Annotated in this window: 15 protein-coding genes and 1 riboswitch; of the genes, 11 read left to right on the forward strand and 4 right to left on the reverse strand. The window is 47.1% G+C overall.

The genetic code is table 11. The features are described from left to right. Positions 1–510: 510 nt before the first annotated feature. From AC5YB3_RS22215 to AC5YB3_RS22225, 3 genes are all read left to right on the forward strand, one after another. Positions 511–804 (forward strand): YciI family protein, encoded by a 294-nt coding sequence (locus tag AC5YB3_RS22215; RefSeq protein ID WP_494526190.1) that lies wholly within the window; start codon positions 511–513, stop codon positions 802–804. Between the two features lie 134 nt (positions 805–938). Beyond that, positions 939–1,808 carry an alpha/beta fold hydrolase gene (locus tag AC5YB3_RS22220; RefSeq protein ID WP_494526191.1) on the forward strand — a complete coding sequence of 290 codons (870 nt, stop codon included), beginning with the start codon at positions 939–941 and terminating at the stop codon, positions 1,806–1,808. A 213-nt stretch (positions 1,809–2,021) separates the two neighbouring features. Beyond that, the gene (locus AC5YB3_RS22225; protein ID WP_012089314.1) at positions 2,022–3,029 is read left to right on the forward strand and encodes a class I SAM-dependent rRNA methyltransferase; all 1,008 of its coding nucleotides are present in this window, start codon (positions 2,022–2,024) and stop codon (positions 3,027–3,029) included. 102 nt (positions 3,030–3,131) lie between these two features. On the opposite strand, the gene AC5YB3_RS22230 is transcribed toward AC5YB3_RS22225, so the two are convergent. The 3 genes from AC5YB3_RS22230 to AC5YB3_RS22240 form a co-directional block, all read right to left on the reverse strand. After that, positions 3,132–3,581 (reverse strand): carboxymuconolactone decarboxylase family protein, encoded by a 450-nt coding sequence (locus AC5YB3_RS22230; RefSeq protein WP_494526192.1) that lies wholly within the window; start codon positions 3,579–3,581, stop codon positions 3,132–3,134. A 37-nt stretch (positions 3,582–3,618) separates the two neighbouring features. Continuing rightward, on the reverse strand, positions 3,619–4,539 hold the full coding sequence (locus AC5YB3_RS22235; RefSeq protein ID WP_494526193.1) for a helix-turn-helix domain-containing protein: 921 nt from the start codon (positions 4,537–4,539) through the stop codon (positions 3,619–3,621). 383 nt (positions 4,540–4,922) lie between these two features. Next, positions 4,923–7,031 carry a glycoside hydrolase family 97 protein gene (locus tag AC5YB3_RS22240; RefSeq protein ID WP_494526194.1) on the reverse strand — a complete coding sequence of 703 codons (2,109 nt, stop codon included), beginning with the start codon at positions 7,029–7,031 and terminating at the stop codon, positions 4,923–4,925. Positions 7,032–7,298: 267 nt separating this feature from the next. On the opposite strand from AC5YB3_RS22240, the gene AC5YB3_RS22245 reads away from it, so the two are divergent. From AC5YB3_RS22245 to AC5YB3_RS22255, 3 genes are all read left to right on the forward strand, one after another. Continuing rightward, entirely contained in the window at positions 7,299–8,102 is an 804-nt protein-coding gene (locus AC5YB3_RS22245; protein ID WP_494526195.1) for a tRNA (adenine(22)-N(1))-methyltransferase, read from the forward strand. 259 nt (positions 8,103–8,361) lie between these two features. Further along, a complete protein-coding gene (locus tag AC5YB3_RS22250) occupies positions 8,362–8,892 on the forward strand; it encodes an NUDIX hydrolase (RefSeq protein ID WP_041408466.1) in 531 nt (176 codons plus the stop codon). A 191-nt stretch (positions 8,893–9,083) separates the two neighbouring features. Continuing rightward, positions 9,084–9,647, forward strand: coding sequence for a tRNA-uridine aminocarboxypropyltransferase (locus AC5YB3_RS22255; protein WP_494526196.1), 564 nt, complete (start codon positions 9,084–9,086; stop codon positions 9,645–9,647). A 147-nt stretch (positions 9,648–9,794) separates the two neighbouring features. Here AC5YB3_RS22255 and trhA read toward each other — a convergent pair whose 3' ends face one another. Beyond that, positions 9,795–10,478, reverse strand: a complete 684-nt coding sequence (gene trhA, locus AC5YB3_RS22260; protein ID WP_494526197.1) for a PAQR family membrane homeostasis protein TrhA — start codon at positions 10,476–10,478, stop codon at positions 9,795–9,797. A 505-nt stretch (positions 10,479–10,983) separates the two neighbouring features. On the opposite strand from trhA, the gene AC5YB3_RS22265 reads away from it, so the two are divergent. From AC5YB3_RS22265 to thiS, 5 genes are all read left to right on the forward strand, one after another. Then, positions 10,984–12,315 carry a hypothetical protein gene (locus tag AC5YB3_RS22265; protein ID WP_494526198.1) on the forward strand — a complete coding sequence of 444 codons (1,332 nt, stop codon included), beginning with the start codon at positions 10,984–10,986 and terminating at the stop codon, positions 12,313–12,315. Between the two features lie 168 nt (positions 12,316–12,483). Beyond that, a riboswitch (TPP riboswitch) is annotated at positions 12,484–12,582 on the forward strand. A 201-nt stretch (positions 12,583–12,783) separates the two neighbouring features. Next, positions 12,784–14,889, forward strand: a complete 2,106-nt coding sequence (thiC, locus tag AC5YB3_RS22270) for a phosphomethylpyrimidine synthase ThiC (RefSeq protein WP_494526199.1) — start codon at positions 12,784–12,786, stop codon at positions 14,887–14,889. Positions 14,890–14,891: 2 nt separating this feature from the next. Next, positions 14,892–16,847, forward strand: a complete 1,956-nt coding sequence (locus AC5YB3_RS22275) for a bifunctional hydroxymethylpyrimidine kinase/phosphomethylpyrimidine kinase (RefSeq protein ID WP_494526200.1) — start codon at positions 14,892–14,894, stop codon at positions 16,845–16,847. Next, positions 16,840–17,754: a HesA/MoeB/ThiF family protein gene (locus AC5YB3_RS22280; RefSeq protein ID WP_494526201.1), complete on the forward strand. Its 915-nt coding sequence runs from the start codon at positions 16,840–16,842 to the stop codon at positions 17,752–17,754. The genes AC5YB3_RS22275 and AC5YB3_RS22280 overlap by 8 nt, the downstream gene beginning before the upstream one ends. Before the next feature lie 16 nt (positions 17,755–17,770). After that, complete coding sequence (gene thiS / locus AC5YB3_RS22285) at positions 17,771–17,974, forward strand: sulfur carrier protein ThiS (protein ID WP_006081758.1); 204 nt, start codon at positions 17,771–17,773, stop codon at positions 17,972–17,974.

Raw genomic sequence — 17,974 nt, forward strand, 5'->3', positions numbered from 1 at the left:
GTATTTCTGCCTTGAGTGCTATTGTTTTAATTGTTTGCCGAGCAATGGATGGTTTCGCACATATTATGAATGCGTCTGCTCTGTGAAAAAATGGCGAATATACCTCTCCCTCAGAAGCATATTCGCCGATAAATTCATTTCACATTTGGACTTAACACCTTAATGAAAACGAGTCAGTCCAAAAGAATGGCTCAAAGCCAGTCAGCAGAAAGAACTTAAGCCTGATAGTAATCCTTGTATATAACCCTATCAGAAACGACCTCACACATCTCAAACCCCACAAGCAGAGGGTGAAACGAGCGGATTTATAGTAGCCTTGCCTTGGTTTTAGGTACAACCGCTTACATACGTATTCATCATGGGTTGATAACCACACGTAAACAGAGGTGCAACCTGCTGTTGACTGTTTTTAACTTTGCTGGAGGCTAAGTTCATTTGACACTTGAGGACCGCACTATATAGTCAGCTGGGGGAACCCTATGCCCCAAACTTGTGAATAAGAGGATACCTATGTTTGTTGTTTCGCTCACCTATAAAAAAACGATTGCCGAAGTGGAGTTACATTTAGCCGCGCACATTGCCTACCTTGAGCAGTATTATGCCGCAGGGACTTTTGTCGCCTCGGGTCGCAAGGTGCCTCGAACCGGCGGCGTTATCCTCGCTAAGGCTGACAGTCGCACGGCGCTAGAGGCCATTTTGCAGCAAGATCCGTTCTGCATTGCCGATGTTGCCGAGTTTGAGGTGATAGAGTTTGTGCCAACTAAAACGGCGCCTGGATTAGAGCAGTTGATTGAAGTGATTTAATGACCTTTCAGGCCGTCGTAGAGACTTATATCGACAGCTAGATTTCGTAGCTTGAGCGGAAGGTGCCTAGCGGCTGATATTGGTGCGATTGAATCCGTTGAACTAGAAAATTGGGACGCGATAAGTAGGATTTGATGGATCAAATTTGGACTGAATTACAACAGGCTAAGGTTTTTAAAACCTTTTCTGATACTGGTGAAAGCGTACATTTCTACCATGCCAATGGTTTTCCATTAGGTGTTTATGCGCCCTTATTGGCCAAGTTGCAGCAAGCCTTTAGCCTTAATGCACTCGAGTTAAGGCCGACATGGCCCGATGTAGGTTTACCGCCAAAGCGCCGAGATTGGCAGCTATATGCCGATGATTTGATCTTGCATATTGAGCGGCATTGCAGTGCGCCAATTGTGGGAATGGGTCATTCGATGGGAGCAACCAGTACCATTCTTGCCGCTAACAAAAGACCCGATTTGTTTAAAGCACTGATACTTATTGAACCTGCAATGGTGTCGCGCCCTATCGCTTGGTTTGCCAAGTTAATGCCTAAATCATTAATGAATTTGACCGCGCCCGCCAAAAACACCTTAAAGAAGCGCGATGCGTGGGAAAGTCGTGAGCATTTCCTTGAATATTGCAAAATGAGTAAGTTATACAAACGCTTTGATGATGAGGCGTTTGCCGCCTTAGCCCAATTCGGGGTTTATCAACACAATGATGGCCAATTCACGTTGAAGTTTCCTAAACGGTGGGAAGCGCATAATTACACCCAGCCGCCGAATGTATTATCGATATTGCGGCAGATAAAGCTTCCCTGCGTCGCCATTCGAGGGAAACCGTCAGTGTTCTTTTCTGAAGCGACTTGGCAGCGTTGGCAACAGCTCACACCGAATACGGTATTTTTAGAAGATCAGCGATATGGGCATCTGTTGCCGTTAGAAGATCCCTCCGCCTGCTTAAGCCTTATCCATAGTGGACTCAGTGAATTGAATCGCAAACGGGAGGCATAAGTGAGTTTGAGCATGCATTGAGCCGTAACGACTAATGCCAAAAAGTGTATGAACCCAATCAAGCTTGGTCGTTGTCCTAGTATGCACTTTTTAAAGCCTGTTTTTCGCATTGGTAGGGTGAATTTATCCGATATTCTGAGTGCTAGTTTGCTATCATGCCGTTTTCCTTCTTGAAACCTTACGCAGGTTTCCGCTGCGCGAGTCCCGCTTTTTATGTCTATTCAAACGCTGTTATCGACGGCTCTGGCGAAACGCCATGATTTTTTACAACAAGCAGAACAGGATCAAACCGATTGTTTTCGGGTATTCCATGGCACAGTCGAAGGCGTGAGTGGCTTGAATGTCGACCGTTACGGCGATACTTGGCTAGTGCAGAGTTTTCATCAGACCTTAACCGACGAAGAGTTAGCCGATGTGAGTGCCGTTTTGCTGCAACAGGCCGATTTGCCGATTGTGTATAACGACCGCTCATTAGGCAATTCCCGCGTATTGAATGCGTTATCACCGGCACTGACAGAGATCGCGAGTTCTGAGCGAGTCATGCAGGAAAATGGCATCAAGTTCAGCACTAAACTGCGTCACGAAGGACAAGATCCGCTGTTATTCCTCGATATGCGCATTGGCCGCGAATATGTGCGGGCAAACAGCCAAGATAAAACCGTGCTGAATTTATTTTCTTACACCTGCGGCATTGGTACAGCGGCAGCCATCGGCGGCGCGACTCGGGTGATGAACGTCGATTTTTCTTCCTTTGCTTTAGCCACGGGCAAGGCGAATGCGGCGTTAAATCAGGTGTCCAATGTGTGTGAGTTTGTGCAGAGTGATGCGTTTCCGGCATTGCGCCAATTAGCTGGTTTAAGTGTGGGAGGGCGACGCAATCAAAAATTACCGAGCTACCCAAAATTGCCGCAAACCCAGTTTGATCTCGTGTTCCTCGATCCGCCGCGTTATGCCAAGAGTGCTTTCGGTATTGTCGATTTGATCAATGATTATCAAGGGTTATTTAAGCCCGCATTAATGGCGACCAAAGTCGGTGGCACTATAGTGTGCTGTAACAATGTGGCGAAAGTCGAGCGCCAAGCTTGGTTTGACAGTTTAGTACGCTGTGTTGAAAAACAAGGCCGCACAGTCACAGCGCACACTTGGCTCGATCCCCATGAGGATTTCCCGTCATTCGATGATAATCATCCACTTAAAATTGTCGCGCTGACCTTAAGCTAACGGCATAGCAATACGAATGGCATAGTGATACGAGCGACACAGTGATATCAACAAGCAGGGCACCCGATTCGGTGCCCTGTTTATTTGTCCATTTATGTGCCGTTAGATGGGTTGAAAATGGAAGGCAATCGCGACGCGGTTCCAGCCATTAATGGCAATGATTAAGCTGGTGAGATCGACAATTTCTTTCTCGGAATAATGCTCTGCAAGCGCCGCATACTGACTGTCATGCACGGGCGCAGTGGCAACTTGGGTTAAGATTTCTGTCCAGAGCAGCGCTGCACGTTCCCGTTCATTAAAGAGTCCATCGACCTCATGCCAAGCGGCAAGTAAATCTAAACGCAGCTGTTCTTCACCGTCACTTCTGGCTTCCTCGGCGTGCCTTCGCTGACAAAACGCGCAGCCATTGAGTTGCGATGCTCTGAGCTTGACTAAATGCACCAGTAATGGCGCAAAGTGGGAGTCGCCGGCTGCTTTGTCTAAGCTTAACAGTGCGTTGGCGAGTGCGGGTTGTAGCTGATAAATTTGCTGGCGTGGTATACGTTCTGACATAAAAGCCTCCTATAAGCTGAGGCTTCAATCTAAGCGGTTAGCGCGACGTAGGATTGGAGATTTGCGACATTTTACGCTTTTTGTATTGTCCTGGCGTTTGCTGTGTCACCCGCACAAAGTGTTGATGTAGATGGGCTTGATCGTAAAATCCGCAATCGAATGCAACTTGCACTAGGCTGAGGTTAGGTGATTGGCTGAGTAGGTTACGGGCGACTTTGACTCTGTTTAATTGCAGTAACTGCGCCGGCGACAATCCGGTTTCTTGTTTAAATCTTCGTTCAAACTGACGACGACTTAGGGGCAGTTGTCCGTAGAAATCCTCTAAACTGGCTTGGGTTTGAATAAGCTTTGGCAAACTCGCCTGCACTAAGTTAATCCTCGCGCATTTATGCCGAGATAAGGCCGCAGTAAATTGCCGCTGGTTGAGTTGCAATAGCCAATGCTCAAGTAATGCGATGCGTCGGGCTGGTTGATTCGTTTGCGCCAGTTGCGATAACAGTTGATCCAATCCTGTTAGCTGCAATTGCGTCGTATCAATAACCATCACTGATGTCGTAGACTTAATATCTTGCAGTTCAATGCCGAGTAAATGAAACGCGCCGCCGGGGTGAAAGCGAACTGTCAGCAGCTCGATTTCTGGTAAAAAGGCGTGGGAATGTCGGCTCTGACCACAATGAAACAACACTTGAGGTTCTTCGCCGCTGAGCGTTTGAGTTAGTGTTTGTGTTTGTGTTGGGAAATAGAAATGTAGGCTAGTGCCGCCGTCCGGATAAAATGTCTGCTCAATGTTCTGCGGTAAATCAGTCGCTACGCGCAAATGAAAGTAGCGCTGCACCCAAGGGCGAAGTGACGCTAAGGGTTGAAAATGCGTAAAGCCTAAGTGCGCGAGTTCGGTCTCGAAACGCTTAAAGCTGCGCATTTCTAATAAATCGGCCGTGTACCGCAAGATAAGCACCATGACGTAAGGAAAGGAAGCTCAAATTAATCTAACTGAGGCATTTTTGCACCTGTGTTGGTTGTTCGCCTTCGCCTTGGATTGGAGTGGTTAGTCTGTGCTTTTGGCTAGTTTGCGAGGGTATTTAAAAGCCTGTGTATTCGGTTCATGCTGATTTGTCGGCCTAGGCACGAACTGAATTTACGCCAACATCAACTAAGGTGCCTCGACTCTGGTTAACTTTTACGTTTTGTATTGGGGTAAACAGGTCCTATCTGGCAATAAAAAGTCACCAAGGACAAGGTACATCCTTGGTGACATTCTGTTTTTTACTCTGTATTTTTTGCACTCGCTCAAACACTCAGTTAACGCGCTAACGTTAACATGCTGAATTTAAAGTGCTAAACCTAAAGTACTTTGAATCTGATTGCCGTGCCGCCACTGCTTGCGAGTACGAGGTTTAGGCTATCTTTAGCACTCACTTCTTTAGTTCCAATCACATAATCATAGGGATTGGTTTTCCAATCGGCTTTTGCGCCATCGCGGTAAATCTGCGCTTGATACCGTTTATTCGGGGAGAGGAAATCCAGTTTGACCGTGACCTTGCGCGCGGTTTCATCCGTGAGTGCACCTAAGTACCAATCACCTTGATCCTTCGCTTGGCGGGCAAAGACCACATAGTCGCCGACTTCACCGGCAAGCGCGACACTCTGATACCAATCGGTGGGCACATCGCGGATAAATTGGAAGGCATCTAAGTGCTTTTCATAATTGCGCGGCAGATCTGCTGCCATTTGGATTGGGCTATAGAGCACAACGTACAAGGCGAGCTGTTTGGTCAAGGTGGTTTGCACACGGTTTTGTGCATCCAACCCCTTAGGTGCTAAGTCAAAAATCCCCGGGGTAAAGTCCATTGGGCCAGCGAGCATACGGGTGAACGGTAACATGGCCGTATGTTCAGGGCTATTTGGTGGGCTACCCCAGGCATTGTACTCTTGGCCGCGGGCACCTTCGCGGGAGATCCAGTTTGGATAGGTTCGGCGCAGACCCGTGTCTTTGATTGGCTCGTGGCTATTGATGCTGATATGGTGTTTCGCAGCCTCTGTGACGCTGTGCAGATACTCGCCGACCATAAACTGGCCGTCGTGCCACTCGTGACGGGTAATGCCTTTGTCATCGATACGCTTGATTTGGCCACCATCAGCGACATAGCCCGTCTTGACTTGGGTCACACCGTGCTTCTCATACAGGGCAAAGGCATCAGCCATTTGATCGCGATAATGGGTGACTGATCCTGCTGTCTCGTGGTGGCCGATTAAACGCACCCCTTTTTTCGCCCCGTAGGCTGTGATGGCGGGCAGATCGAAATCGGCATAGGCCTTAGTAAAGCTAAATTGATCGCCATTATGGAACCAATCGCCGTCCCAACCTTCATTCCAACCTTCGACCAATACACCATCAAACTGATATTTAGCAGCGAAATCCATGTAGCGTTCGGTTTCGCTGGTGGTGGCGCCGTGGGTTGGGCCCGAACCCCAAGTATTTTCATTTAAGTGCATTCCCCACCAAATACCAACGTATTTTCCCGGTTTTACCCAAGTAACATCGCCGAGTTTATTGGGCTCATTGAGGTTTAGGATAAGGTGTGAGTTGAGCAACCCAGTCGCGTTGTCGGCAATTTGAATGGTGCGCCATGGCGTATAAAAACCCACTTGAGTTTTGACGCGAATGCCATCTGACCAAGGCGTGAGATCGGCCTTAAGCTTGCCATCACGCTGTTGATCTAAGGTCATGGCGGCAAAGTCCACCAAGGCGGCCTCGTGAATACTTAAGTGCGTACCGTCCGCGAGTTTAAAGGTGAAGGGCGTGTGGACTCTATCGACTTCTTTCAGCGCTGTGGTGCGATACAAATATTCGTAGCGATTCCAGCCACGGGCAGGGATCCACCATGCTGTGGCTTTATCGGCTTGACCGACATTGAACTCGGTTAACTCGTCTGTGATTAAGATCGGCGAATTAGCGGGAAGGGAGGCTTGTTGGGCTAAGTGATAGCGAAAGCCAATACCATCGTCAAAGGCTTTAAACTCGACTTCGAGCTGCACCTTGCCGTTGCTTAATACTGCGGTCAGTTGATTGTGCTGATCGCGGATCCATTCCTGCTCGCCCCAAGGTTGTTGCCACTTGTCATCGGCGCTCTTTTTATCGCTACTTTTGATCTGCAATCCTTGACCGAGTTCACCAAGGGATTGAAAAACTAAGCCTAAGCGACTCGGTTCTATGACTGTCTTGCCGTGAAAATCGATTTTATATTCGGGGCGGCCTGTATCGTCACTCAAGCTGATTTGAATTTGTTGGTTGGGTGAGCTGACGGTAACGGTTTTGGCAAATACGTTGGCACTAAAGAGACTCGTAACCGCAAGAGCGATAAGTGTAGGGCACAATAGCGCTTGCGATCGCTTTTGGCGCGCTGAACGCGAGCCGTCAATTAACTGAATAGGGCAGGTCTTGATGAACATTCCTTGATCCTTGTTTTTATAATGAATGTGACTCACAGCATACTAGTGGCGATGGCTTTTTAACCGCAACGGACTGCATACGTATTCACCACATTAAGGCGTGACGTAACAGAAGTGACGAGAAGCATTGCGAGGGCACGAACAAAAGATGTGGTTTGCTTTTGACTCGGGTAATATGCGCGCTTTCTTTTTGCTTAAAAATGCAATTTAGCGTGGGATTTACAGTGGGATTTACAGCATTTGGAGCCGCAGCAGTAAGGTCAAACCGTGAAAATTAGCCAACGTTTACAACAGATAAACAGCATGATCAATGGTCATTACGATCATATTTGGGATTGCTGCTGCGATCATGGTTTACTCGGTATGTTGTTGCTAGAAAGGAGCGCTGCCCGCCATGTACACTTTGTCGATTGTGTCCCTTCGCTGATGCAGGCGCTTGAACTGCGTTTGCAGCGTTTCTTCCCCGCTGACATATCAGGCCTTAATCCAAACTTAGATCCAGACTTAAACCCAGAAATAGACCCACACTTAAACCTAGACATAGACCCAAATTTAAGTTGTCATACTCAGTGGCAAGTGCATTGCCTTGATGTTGCGGCTTTACCGCTCGTGCAAACCAGTGACAAGGATAAACAGTTGATCATCATCGCTGGTGTGGGTGGTGAACTGCTGGTGGACTTAGTGAAGGCAATTCTAGCTCAACACCCACAGCGGCACCTCGAATTTATTTTGTGTCCCGTGCATCATAATTACTATGTCAGGCAATCACTCTCAGCCTTAGGGCTAGGGCTTAAGTCGGAACATTTATTGGAAGAGAATCAACGTTTCTACGAAATCCTCCATGTCAGTACAATCGCGGCTCCAAATGGTCTACTTATCAGTGCTACAGGTTCGTTAATGTGGCAGATGCTAGATGAAGCAAGTTTGCCGCGAGCGCAGCGTTATTTGTCGCAGGTGATTGGTCATTACCAACGCATGCCCACGCATAAGCAAACACCAGAGATTATTGATGCCTATCAGCAGCAATTGGCCCAGCTCTTGAATGAGCATAGTGAGTTTGAATGTTCCTGAGCATTTTTGCCGCTTAGGCATTACGTGAGCACTAAAGATGAGAATCAGGCGAAAGAGATGATGCATCGCGATCGCGTTGTTAATATCATGGGCAAATCGATTTTAGCTTAAGCCGTTAATAATCAAGATTCTAATCGCTAAAACCTATTAATCACTCGTACGGGACTGAGTGTGATTATTGCCTCTGCTACAGTTTTTGATCTGCATTTGGCACATTTTCGTTTATGCTGCGACTCCTTTTCGGCAAATGGCTACGACTATGCGTTTATTGAGAACCACCCAAGATCCAGCGGTTAACCTACAGACGGCACGCGTTTTTTATCGCAGAGCTGCCCGCGCGATTGTGTTATCGGGTGAAGATATTTTGCTGCTTTATACTCAAAAATACCGCGACTACAGCTTACCCGGCGGCGGAATTGACGACGGCGAGAGCCTCGAAGACGGGCTGATCCGCGAGCTACAGGAAGAAACCGGCGCCCTAGACATTCAAGTGTTAGCCCCCTTTGGCCGTTACGAAGAGTTTCGACCTTGGTACCGTGAAGGGGCGAACGTAGTGCACATGGAGTCATTTTGTTATGTGTGCCGTATCGACACCGCACTGGGCGAGCGTGGTTTAGGTGAGACTCGATTAGAAGCCCATGAGATAAAAAATGGCATGCGGCCTGAATGGCTCAATATTCATCAAGCTATCGCCCATAATGAAGATATTCAGCGCAATCATCCCCATAAAGGCCAATCAATAGAGCGTGAAACTTTTCTGCTAAAACAGATAGTGTTGGAATGCTTGTAAGTTTTATCACTTTTAAATCATTATCTTAATGTATGATTTTATTTCACACATAACTGAGTGAGCAGGGTTTGGTTAGCGATTAAACGTCGTTATTTCAACCTGATCTTTTAAGCGGATTCACTTCGGTCTTCTGTATGATTAAGTTGATGAACAAGGCTATTTCTCATTCTTTTGCCGCAGCAAGGAAGGCAATGCAGATTATTTTATTGACCCACGAACGCGAGTTAACCCGCAAAACGAATACTGGCCAACTCGCGTTAGCCGCATTCCCTGAAGAGGTGAAAAGCATCGTCTGGTCGAGAACGGCACCTGATAACGATTTAGTGGCTATGTTGGCATCGCAGCAGGCTAAACTGTTGTTTCCTGCAAGTGATACTGAGCACACTGGGCCCATTGATCATAATGCCTTAGATACGGTTTTAGCTGAGCCAGTGCTCTCGAACGCACAAATGTTGTTAGCGCCTGCGCAATCCACACTCATAGCAGAACAGCGAATGCCGAGCCAAGTGGTGATTTTAGATGCGACCTGGCAGGAGGCGCGTAAGATGCTGCGCCAGAGCCCCTATCTTAAAATGGCTGCACGAGTCAGTTTGCCGCCACTTATGCCTGAATCCGCTTTTATATTGCGGCGTAATCAGCAAGAAGGAGGCTTATGCACTGCAGAGTGCATTATTGCGCTTTGGCGCCAGTGTGGCAGAGCAGAACAAGCGGCGCTATTAGCGTCGCTGTTTACTGAATTGAATAGCCGTGTTTGATTGCGATGTTTGAGAGAGCGTTTGAGGAAGTGCTTGAATAGATAATTAACGACTTTTAGCTTTGACTCACAGATAAATCACCATCTGTTAAGTCATAGCCATTTAAATTAAAGCCAGTTAAATCACCATCAGGTAAATCATAGCCATTTAAATAACAGTCAGATAAATACACAGAAAGTGACTCATGGCACCGCCAAGCACGAACAAATGCCAAATGGCATGGTTAAATGGAATGCGTTTCCCTACGTAGAACACCACCCCTAAAGTGTAAAATAATCCGCCTAAGATCAATAGATTAAAACCTAACTCCGACATGGCCGCCGTTAAATCGCCCATCACAGTGACACATAGCCAACCCATGGCGAGATACAAGACTAAGCTTAACTTTTTGAATTTGTGAATAAATAGCGTCTTAAATAGGATCCCACCAATTGCAAGCGACCAAATCGCCGTTAAAATTACTATCGATTGCGTCCCCTGTAGGCTTATCAGCATCAAAGGTGTGTAAGTTCCTGCAATCAAGCAGTAAATTGCGCAGTGATCGGCGATCTTAAGTTTATGTTTCCAGCCTGAATGGCTAACGCTGTGGTATAAGGTCGAGCATAGAAAAAGCACTATGATGCTCGCACCATAAATGGCAACGCCTGTTAGTTGAATTGGCGTTAGATGATCTTGCCCTTTGAGTAACATCAGTACCAATGCCACTATGCCTGCGATGACGCCTAAGCCATGGGATACGCTATTAGCGATTTCTTCTTTAATACTATACGGCCCAGGCTTAGCAAGGGTTTTAGCTGGGTTTTGTTGTTCGATAATACTTTGACTCGACATGGTAGATACATACTCGCAAACGATAATGACTGAGTCTATCAGTAAGGAAAATAAATCACCACATCTAAGCGTACACTTGTAAGCTTAAATATATGGCTGGCTTCTATTGTTTTCACCTTTAGATTTTTAACGCCGTCTTGCATTCCCGTCAGCGTATCGCATTGATGATGTTATCCGCTTCAAGACGTAAGAGTTAGCAAGCCATTTCCTTTCAATTTAGCGCGATAGTGAGCTCAATTCCCAGCCTTATTTGTCTCAACTGACAAGTGTCTGATCAAGCATTGGAGTAAGCACTGCGCTTGTCGCGTGTTGTATTCGCGTTGAACTTTACCCTGTTTGCCTCCTCTAATCTGCGTTGAGCACTCGCAAGTAAATGCAATCATTGGATAATTCTCTTTCAATATTCAGCAACTCGATATTGGATTGATATTGGATTTGAGTGCAATTGTTCCACGTTAAGTATCATCGAAATCAATTGAGACTACACAAAACCTAAGGATGGATTTTGCCTTTTCAACGTCAACCCAAAGCCACGCCTTTATTGACAGTATCTCCTACAGCAATAGCGATTGGAGATGATGCTGATAGTGCTTTGCTTTTTTCGGTCACATCGCCAGAAGGTGAGACTTTTATTGCATTTGATCATCACTTCGGTGATCTGGATACTGCTCAAACGCCTGTTTTTACCACTGATGCCGAGCCGTCAGCGTTCAATCGTGGTGCAGGCCGTTTAGTCACTGAGCATGACACTCAAGCTATATATCATGAGCAAGCCCAAGATTTAGTACTGCAAGAAATCCATGCTGAACATCAAGATCAACATCAAGATAAATTGGTTGCTGAATCTGAATCCAAACCTGAACTGTCTAGGATAATACAAACCAGTGATCAGGCATTGGAGACGGGATCAGTTTTACGTGCTCGTCAGCCGTATTTCAAAGGATTAAGTCTGCTATTTTTTGTGCTCTTAGTGCATGCGTGTTTATTTTTACTTATCTGCATTTTGTGGCGCCCACAGTTAAATCCCTTTGGATTAACGGAAACGGGAAGTCGGGGCTCTAAAGTGACGGCGCTTAAAGCTTACTTTATTTATGCTCCCGCGGTAGAGAAGGCTGAAAGCGCTGCGCTAGAAACAGAGAGCAAGGCCGTGGATAAGACTGAAGCGGAAAGTTCTGTTACGCCTACAACTGTTCCCACGCCTACAACTCAAGTTAAGCCTATGCCAATACTTGAAAAGGTCGTGCCTGAAAAAGTAGATCAGGGAAAAGTGAAGCCAGATACGGTTAAACCGGACATCACTCAATCAAGCCAATCTCAATCAAGTGTACAAAGTGAAGTACAGCCCGTGGAAGCAACGGCAAAAAAGCCAACGAATATGTTTGATGCTACAGAAATAAAGCCGCAGCTTGGCGCTAAGAGTTCGCCCGCAGCAGAAGGTGAGAGCACAATAGCGACAAGCTCAAGCATGAGTTTATTCACCCAGCAATATTTTGAACGTCAGCGCGAGCAAGCGCTCGATGATCTCGTCATTGAACAGGCCGATAAATTCACCCGGAAATCGAATATGAGTGAAATGAGCCCTGAGATGGAAGTGTTATTTGTCCCTAACGCCGATGATTTCGGTGGCACAACGAGTCTAGATTTACCCTTAGACCCAAATCGTATTGTGCGTATAGGGGATACTTGTTATCGCGTCGTCCGTCTGGGGACACAAATTAATCCTAACGCCGAAAATTTAGGTTTTCCCATTAACTGCAGTGGCAAAAAAATCAATCAAGCTATTGATGATGCCATTCAATCTCGATTAAACAAAATGATGCTCAAACCCCATAAATAGTGACTTTCTTTTATGATTTATTTTCACGACTATTATAAGTTTTTTTAGTTTTATTTAATTTTTTCAATTAAAAACAATAGATTGTGAGTCTTTATTTTGGATTGGTAGTTAAGATTTTTAATTACTTTTTTCCTTGTTTGTTACTGCCGCTTCTGTCTATACTGCGCACTCATCTTGTCGGAGTGCCTCTTGGCTGAGACCGTTTATTCGGGATCCGTTGAACCTGATCAGGTTAAAACCTGCGAAGGAAACAAGCGTAATAACACACATTAAATCGCCAAAATAGACGGCTTGAACATCTGTTAACTAAGCAGTGTTTTAAGCCTTAATGTTTAGATTTAATTGTTATTGAGCAGGGTAACTCAATTTTTGAAGCCAGTGTTGGCCACAAAAATTGATTGCCATGCCCAGCTATCAACAACTCAATTCTCCAGACAAGCAACTCCATTTTTTAACGTGAGATTGCTTATGTCCAGTTCAAACCAAAACCCAGCTGTAGCTGCCAATGCGATAGAAATTACAGCGCCAGAATCGACAATCCCTAATAAATCGTCTGAGTCTAGTCAATCAACAGTGCCTAAGGCGCCGAGTCGCCGCGAAACCCGCGCGCAGGCCCAAGCCTTTATCGATACGTTAGCGCCACTGCAACATCCTAATTCACAAAAGATTTATCTCGAAGGTTCAAGTGCCGATATTCGCGTTGGCATGCGACACATTCTGCAGACTGACACGCTGGTGGGCGGAACAGATGATGCGCCTATCATGGAGAAAAATCCGCCAATCCGAGTGTACGATTGCGCCGGACCTTATTCCGATCCTGAGGCCGACATCAATGTGCGTCTAGGCCTTGGTAAATTAAGACAAAACTGGATCCTAGCCCGCAACGATACAGAGCAATTACCCTGCGCGACCTCAGACTTTACCCAACAAAGACTCGCCGATGATGGTTTAGACCATCTGCGTTTTGAGGCTGGCTCGAGTGCAATTGTTCGCCCACGCAGAGCGCTGCAGGGTAAACGAGTCAGCCAATTACACTATGCCCGTCAAGGGATTATCACTCCCGAAATGGAATATGTGGCGATCCGCGAGAACATGGCACTTGCCGAAGTACAGGATGAAATCCTCAATCGTAAAGCCAAGGGCGAAGCTTTTGGTGCCTTAGTCGGCGAACCGATTACCGCCGAATTTGTCCGCGCCGAAGTTGCCCGTGGCCGCGCGATTATTCCGCTGAATATTAACCATCCCGAAGCCGAACCTATGATCATTGGGCGTAACTTTTTGGTGAAAGTGAATGCCAATATTGGTAATTCTGCGGTGACGTCATCCATCGAGGAAGAAGTGGAAAAGCTCGTCTGGTCAACCCGTTGGGGTGCAGATACGGTAATGGATTTATCCACGGGGCGTTATATCCACGAGACCCGCGAGTGGATCATCCGCAACTCGCCAGTGCCCATCGGCACAGTGCCGATTTATCAAGCGCTGGAGAAAGTGAACGGCGTGGCAGAGGATTTAACCTGGGAAGTGTTCCGCGATACCTTGATTGAACAAGCGGAACAAGGTGTTGATTACTTTACTATTCATGCTGGTGTGCTGCTGCGTTATGTGCCGATGACGGCTAAACGTGTTACTGGGATCGTTTCTCGCGGCGGTTCAATTATGGCCAAATGGTGCCTGAGTCATCACAAGGAAAACTTCCTCTACAGCCATTTTCGTGAGATCTGTGAGCTTTGCGTCGCCTACGATGTATCCCTGTCTTTAGGTGATGGTATGCGTCCAGGCTCGATTGCCGACGCTAATGATGCCGCCCAGTTTGCAGAGCTTGAAACCTTAGGTGAGCTAGTCAAAATCGCGTGGGAATACGACGTACAAACCATTATCGAAGGGCCGGGACATATCCCGATGCAGCTCATTAAAGAGAACATGGACAAGCAGTTAGCTCACTGCGATGAAGCGCCGTTTTACACGCTTGGCCCACAAATCACCGATATCGCACCTGGGTATGATCATTTCACCTCCGGCATAGGCGCGGCCATGATTGCTTGGTACGGCTGCGCTATGTTGTGTTATGTCACGCCAAAAGAACACTTAGGATTACCGAATAAACAAGATGTTAAGCAAGGTTTGATTGCTTATAAGATTGCCGCCCACGCCGCCGATGTGGCGAAAGGTCATCCGAGTGCGCAAATTCGTGATAATGCGCTGGCAAAGGCGCGGTTTGAATTCCGCTGGGAAGATCAATATAACTTAGGACTCGATCCTGAAACCGCACGTGCTTATCACGATGAATCTTTACCGCAGGAATCCGCTAAAGTCGCGCATTTTTGCTCTATGTGCGGCCCTAAATTTTGTTCGATGAAAATCACCCAAGATGTGCGCGCCTATGCCGCAGGCTTAGAGGCGGCACAAGCGAAGGCGGAGCAAGTTGAAGCGGCTGACCAAGCCATGCAAGTCACAGTTAAGACGCCGCAGGAGTTGGAAGCGGCAATGGCGCTAAAATCGGCACAATTTGCTGCTTCGGGCGCCGAGATCTATCACGTGAAAGACAAGCTTGTCGCCGAAGCTGAGGAAGCCTAATTATGTTGGGTATTCATGGGGATAATGTGCCCATGAATACCGAGCGTCCCGCGTTTGTCTGGACCATAGCTGGTTCAGACAGTGGCGGTGGTGCCGGTATTCAGGCGGACTTAGCGACAATTCAAGATTTGGGCTGTCACGGTTGCAGTGTGGTCACCACAGTGACGGCGCAAAGTTCTGTGGCGGTCACTTTAGTCGAGCCCGTATCAGCGGCGATGTTAATGGCTCAGCTGACGACTCTACTTTCCGACTTGCCACCCAAAGCAATTAAAATCGGCTTACTGGCAGATCAAACTCAAGTGGCATTGCTGGCAGATTGGATCGCGAGTTTTAAAATCCACTATCCATCTGTGCCTGTGATTGTCGATCCTGTGATGGTCGCCAGTTGTGGCGATGCATTAGCAGTAGATAACTGTCAGGATATAAAAAGTGCGGCCAAATCAGCCTTAGATTTTAAGCCTTTCAAAGGTTTAATCGAACTTATCACGCCCAATGTGCTTGAACTTGGGCGGTTAACTCACAGTGATGTTTCAACGAAAGCGCAATTCGCTGCCGCGGCACTGGCTTTATCCCAGAGCCTTGATTGCAGTGTGCTCGCTAAAGGTGGCGATGTGAGCTTTGGTTGCACTGACATTCTTGATGATACTCATGCTCAAACTCACGATAACACTTATGCTCAAACTCAGGCTAACGTTCATGTTATCGCTCTTGATAGCAACGGCTGGGACCTTGAGCTTGCCGAGGATTATCTAGTTTGTCGTCAAGTGCGCGCGAGCTCTGAGCTGCATCAAAATGGGCGCTTCTGGTTAGCCAGCCAGCGGGTTAATACCCGTCATAATCATGGTAGCGGCTGCACTTTGTCATCGGCCATTGCCGCCGTGTTAGCGCAGGGTTTTGTATTGCAAGATGCGGTGGTTGTTGCGAAAGCCTACGTGAGTCAAGGCTTAAGCGCGGCGATTGGTTTAGGGCAAGGTCCAGGGCCGTTGGCCCGTACGGGTTGGCCTAATAACTTGTCCCGATATGCCAAGATAAATCTGTGTGATGGCAATTTTATTAGTTATCAACTCAACCAACACCTTGATGTTGGTAATGATTTAGTTGCAACAGTTTTATCCGCAACAGATCAGGCAACCGCTCAGGTAAGAATAGCCTCGACGCCACCTCAAAATATTTTATCCCACTGTTTTAAAGTGCTCGATGCCGAGCTTGGTGTTTATCCCGTGGTGAGTGACTTAACCATGCTGGAAAGTTTATTAGCGGCAGGCGTTAAAACTGTGCAGTTACGGATAAAAACCGACATCAGCGAGTTAACTACTACCACCGCGCCAGCCGAATCTGATTTAGGCAAGTCTGCGCTAGGTAGATGTGAGTCAGGCAAATCTAAGTCAGGCGAACCTGAGTTAATTGGCTCCGAATTAGAAGCACAAATTCAAACAGCCATTGCCTTAGGCAAGCATTTTAATGCACAGCTTTTTATTAATGATCACTGGCAGTTAGCGATAAAATACCATGCCTTCGGGGTACATTTAGGCCAAGAAGATCTCGCCGTTACTGACTTAGCGGCCATTCAAGCCGCGGGGCTCGCGCTAGGCATATCGAGCCACAGTTATTTCGAGTTGCTATTGGCGCACCAATACTCGCCATCCTACATAGCGCTTGGGCATATATTCCCAACCACGACGAAGCAAATGCCTTCGGCGCCCCAAGGGCTCGCAAAACTTAAACACTATGTGGCGTTACTCCAATGCCATTATCCCTTGGTCGCAATTGGCGGTATTGACTTAACAAATCTGGCAAAGGTGAAAGCAACAGGGGTGGGCAATATTGCTGTGGTGCGCGCAATAACGAAAGCTAAGGAGCCAGTCGCAGCGTTTGCAGAGCTGAGCCAAGCTTGGGAGCAATGTAGCTTGTCTGAAGAACTGGCTGTAAAGCATGAGTTGGATGCAAAGCATGAGTAAAAAAACACCTCTTTCTCACGCAGAGGTTCTTTGCGGTCATATACACAGCGACAATGAACACTGCGGCCATGCACTCAGTGATGCCGATTTCATCCGTTATTCTCGGCAAGTCTTATTGCCAGAAGTGGGTGAGGCTGGGCAATTACAACTGGCCGACGCTGGTGTCGCTATTATCGGTCTTGGCGGTTTAGGGCAATTGGCGGCGCAATATCTGGCCTGTGCAGGTATTGGTCGCTTGACCTTAATCGATATGGATAAGGTTGAAGTATCAAATCTGCCAAGACAATTGTTATTCAACGATGCCGATATTGGACTCAATAAGGCGCGAGTTGCCAAGCAAAAGCTCAATGGCATAGCACCGCATTGCACTGTTACTGCCTATGAAACAGCATTTAATCCTGCGACATCGGCTCATCATTTGGCTGATATTTTACTGGCAAAACAACAGGGCAAAAAAGTGCTAGTGCTTGACTGCACCGATAACTTTGCGACTCGCCAAGCCATTAATCGCCGCTGTATCGAAGCGGCTTTGCCTTTAGTTAGCGCGTCAATCGCAGCATTTAGCGGCCAATTGTTCGCGGTCGACCAAATGCTGTTCCCCTCTGGTGGTTGTTATCACTGTATTTTCCCCGCACAGACGAGAGTGTCGCAGAGCTGCAGTGCCCAAGGCGTACTCGGGCCGAGCGTAGGCGTCATGGCGTCAATGCAATCTTTGGTGGCCATGCAGCTCTTGTTGAATGTGGATAGCGGTTGCGATGAATCGAAAAATGTCTTGTTGGGGCGTTTTTGGCGCTTCGACGCTAAATCACTTTCATGGACAGCGGCGATATTAACGCGGGATCCCCATTGTGATGTGTGTGGTCCAAAAGAGGTTCGTTCATCATCCGATAAGCCCAGCAGACTATAAAATATGAAGGTTTGATATGATTTTAATTCACATAAATAATGTCCCGCAGCCATTAACGGAACCGACTTCGCTCGCGGCTGTGATCCTCGCGCAAGATATAGCCCTCGATTCGGTCGCTATCGTGTTGAATGCAGAGGTGGTTCCGCGTAATCGCTGGCAATCGATTCTCTGCCAACATGAAGATAAATTAGAACTTTTTTCAGCTGTAGCGGGAGGCTAG

It is taken from the genome of Shewanella sp. 1311 (assembly GCF_059338235.1).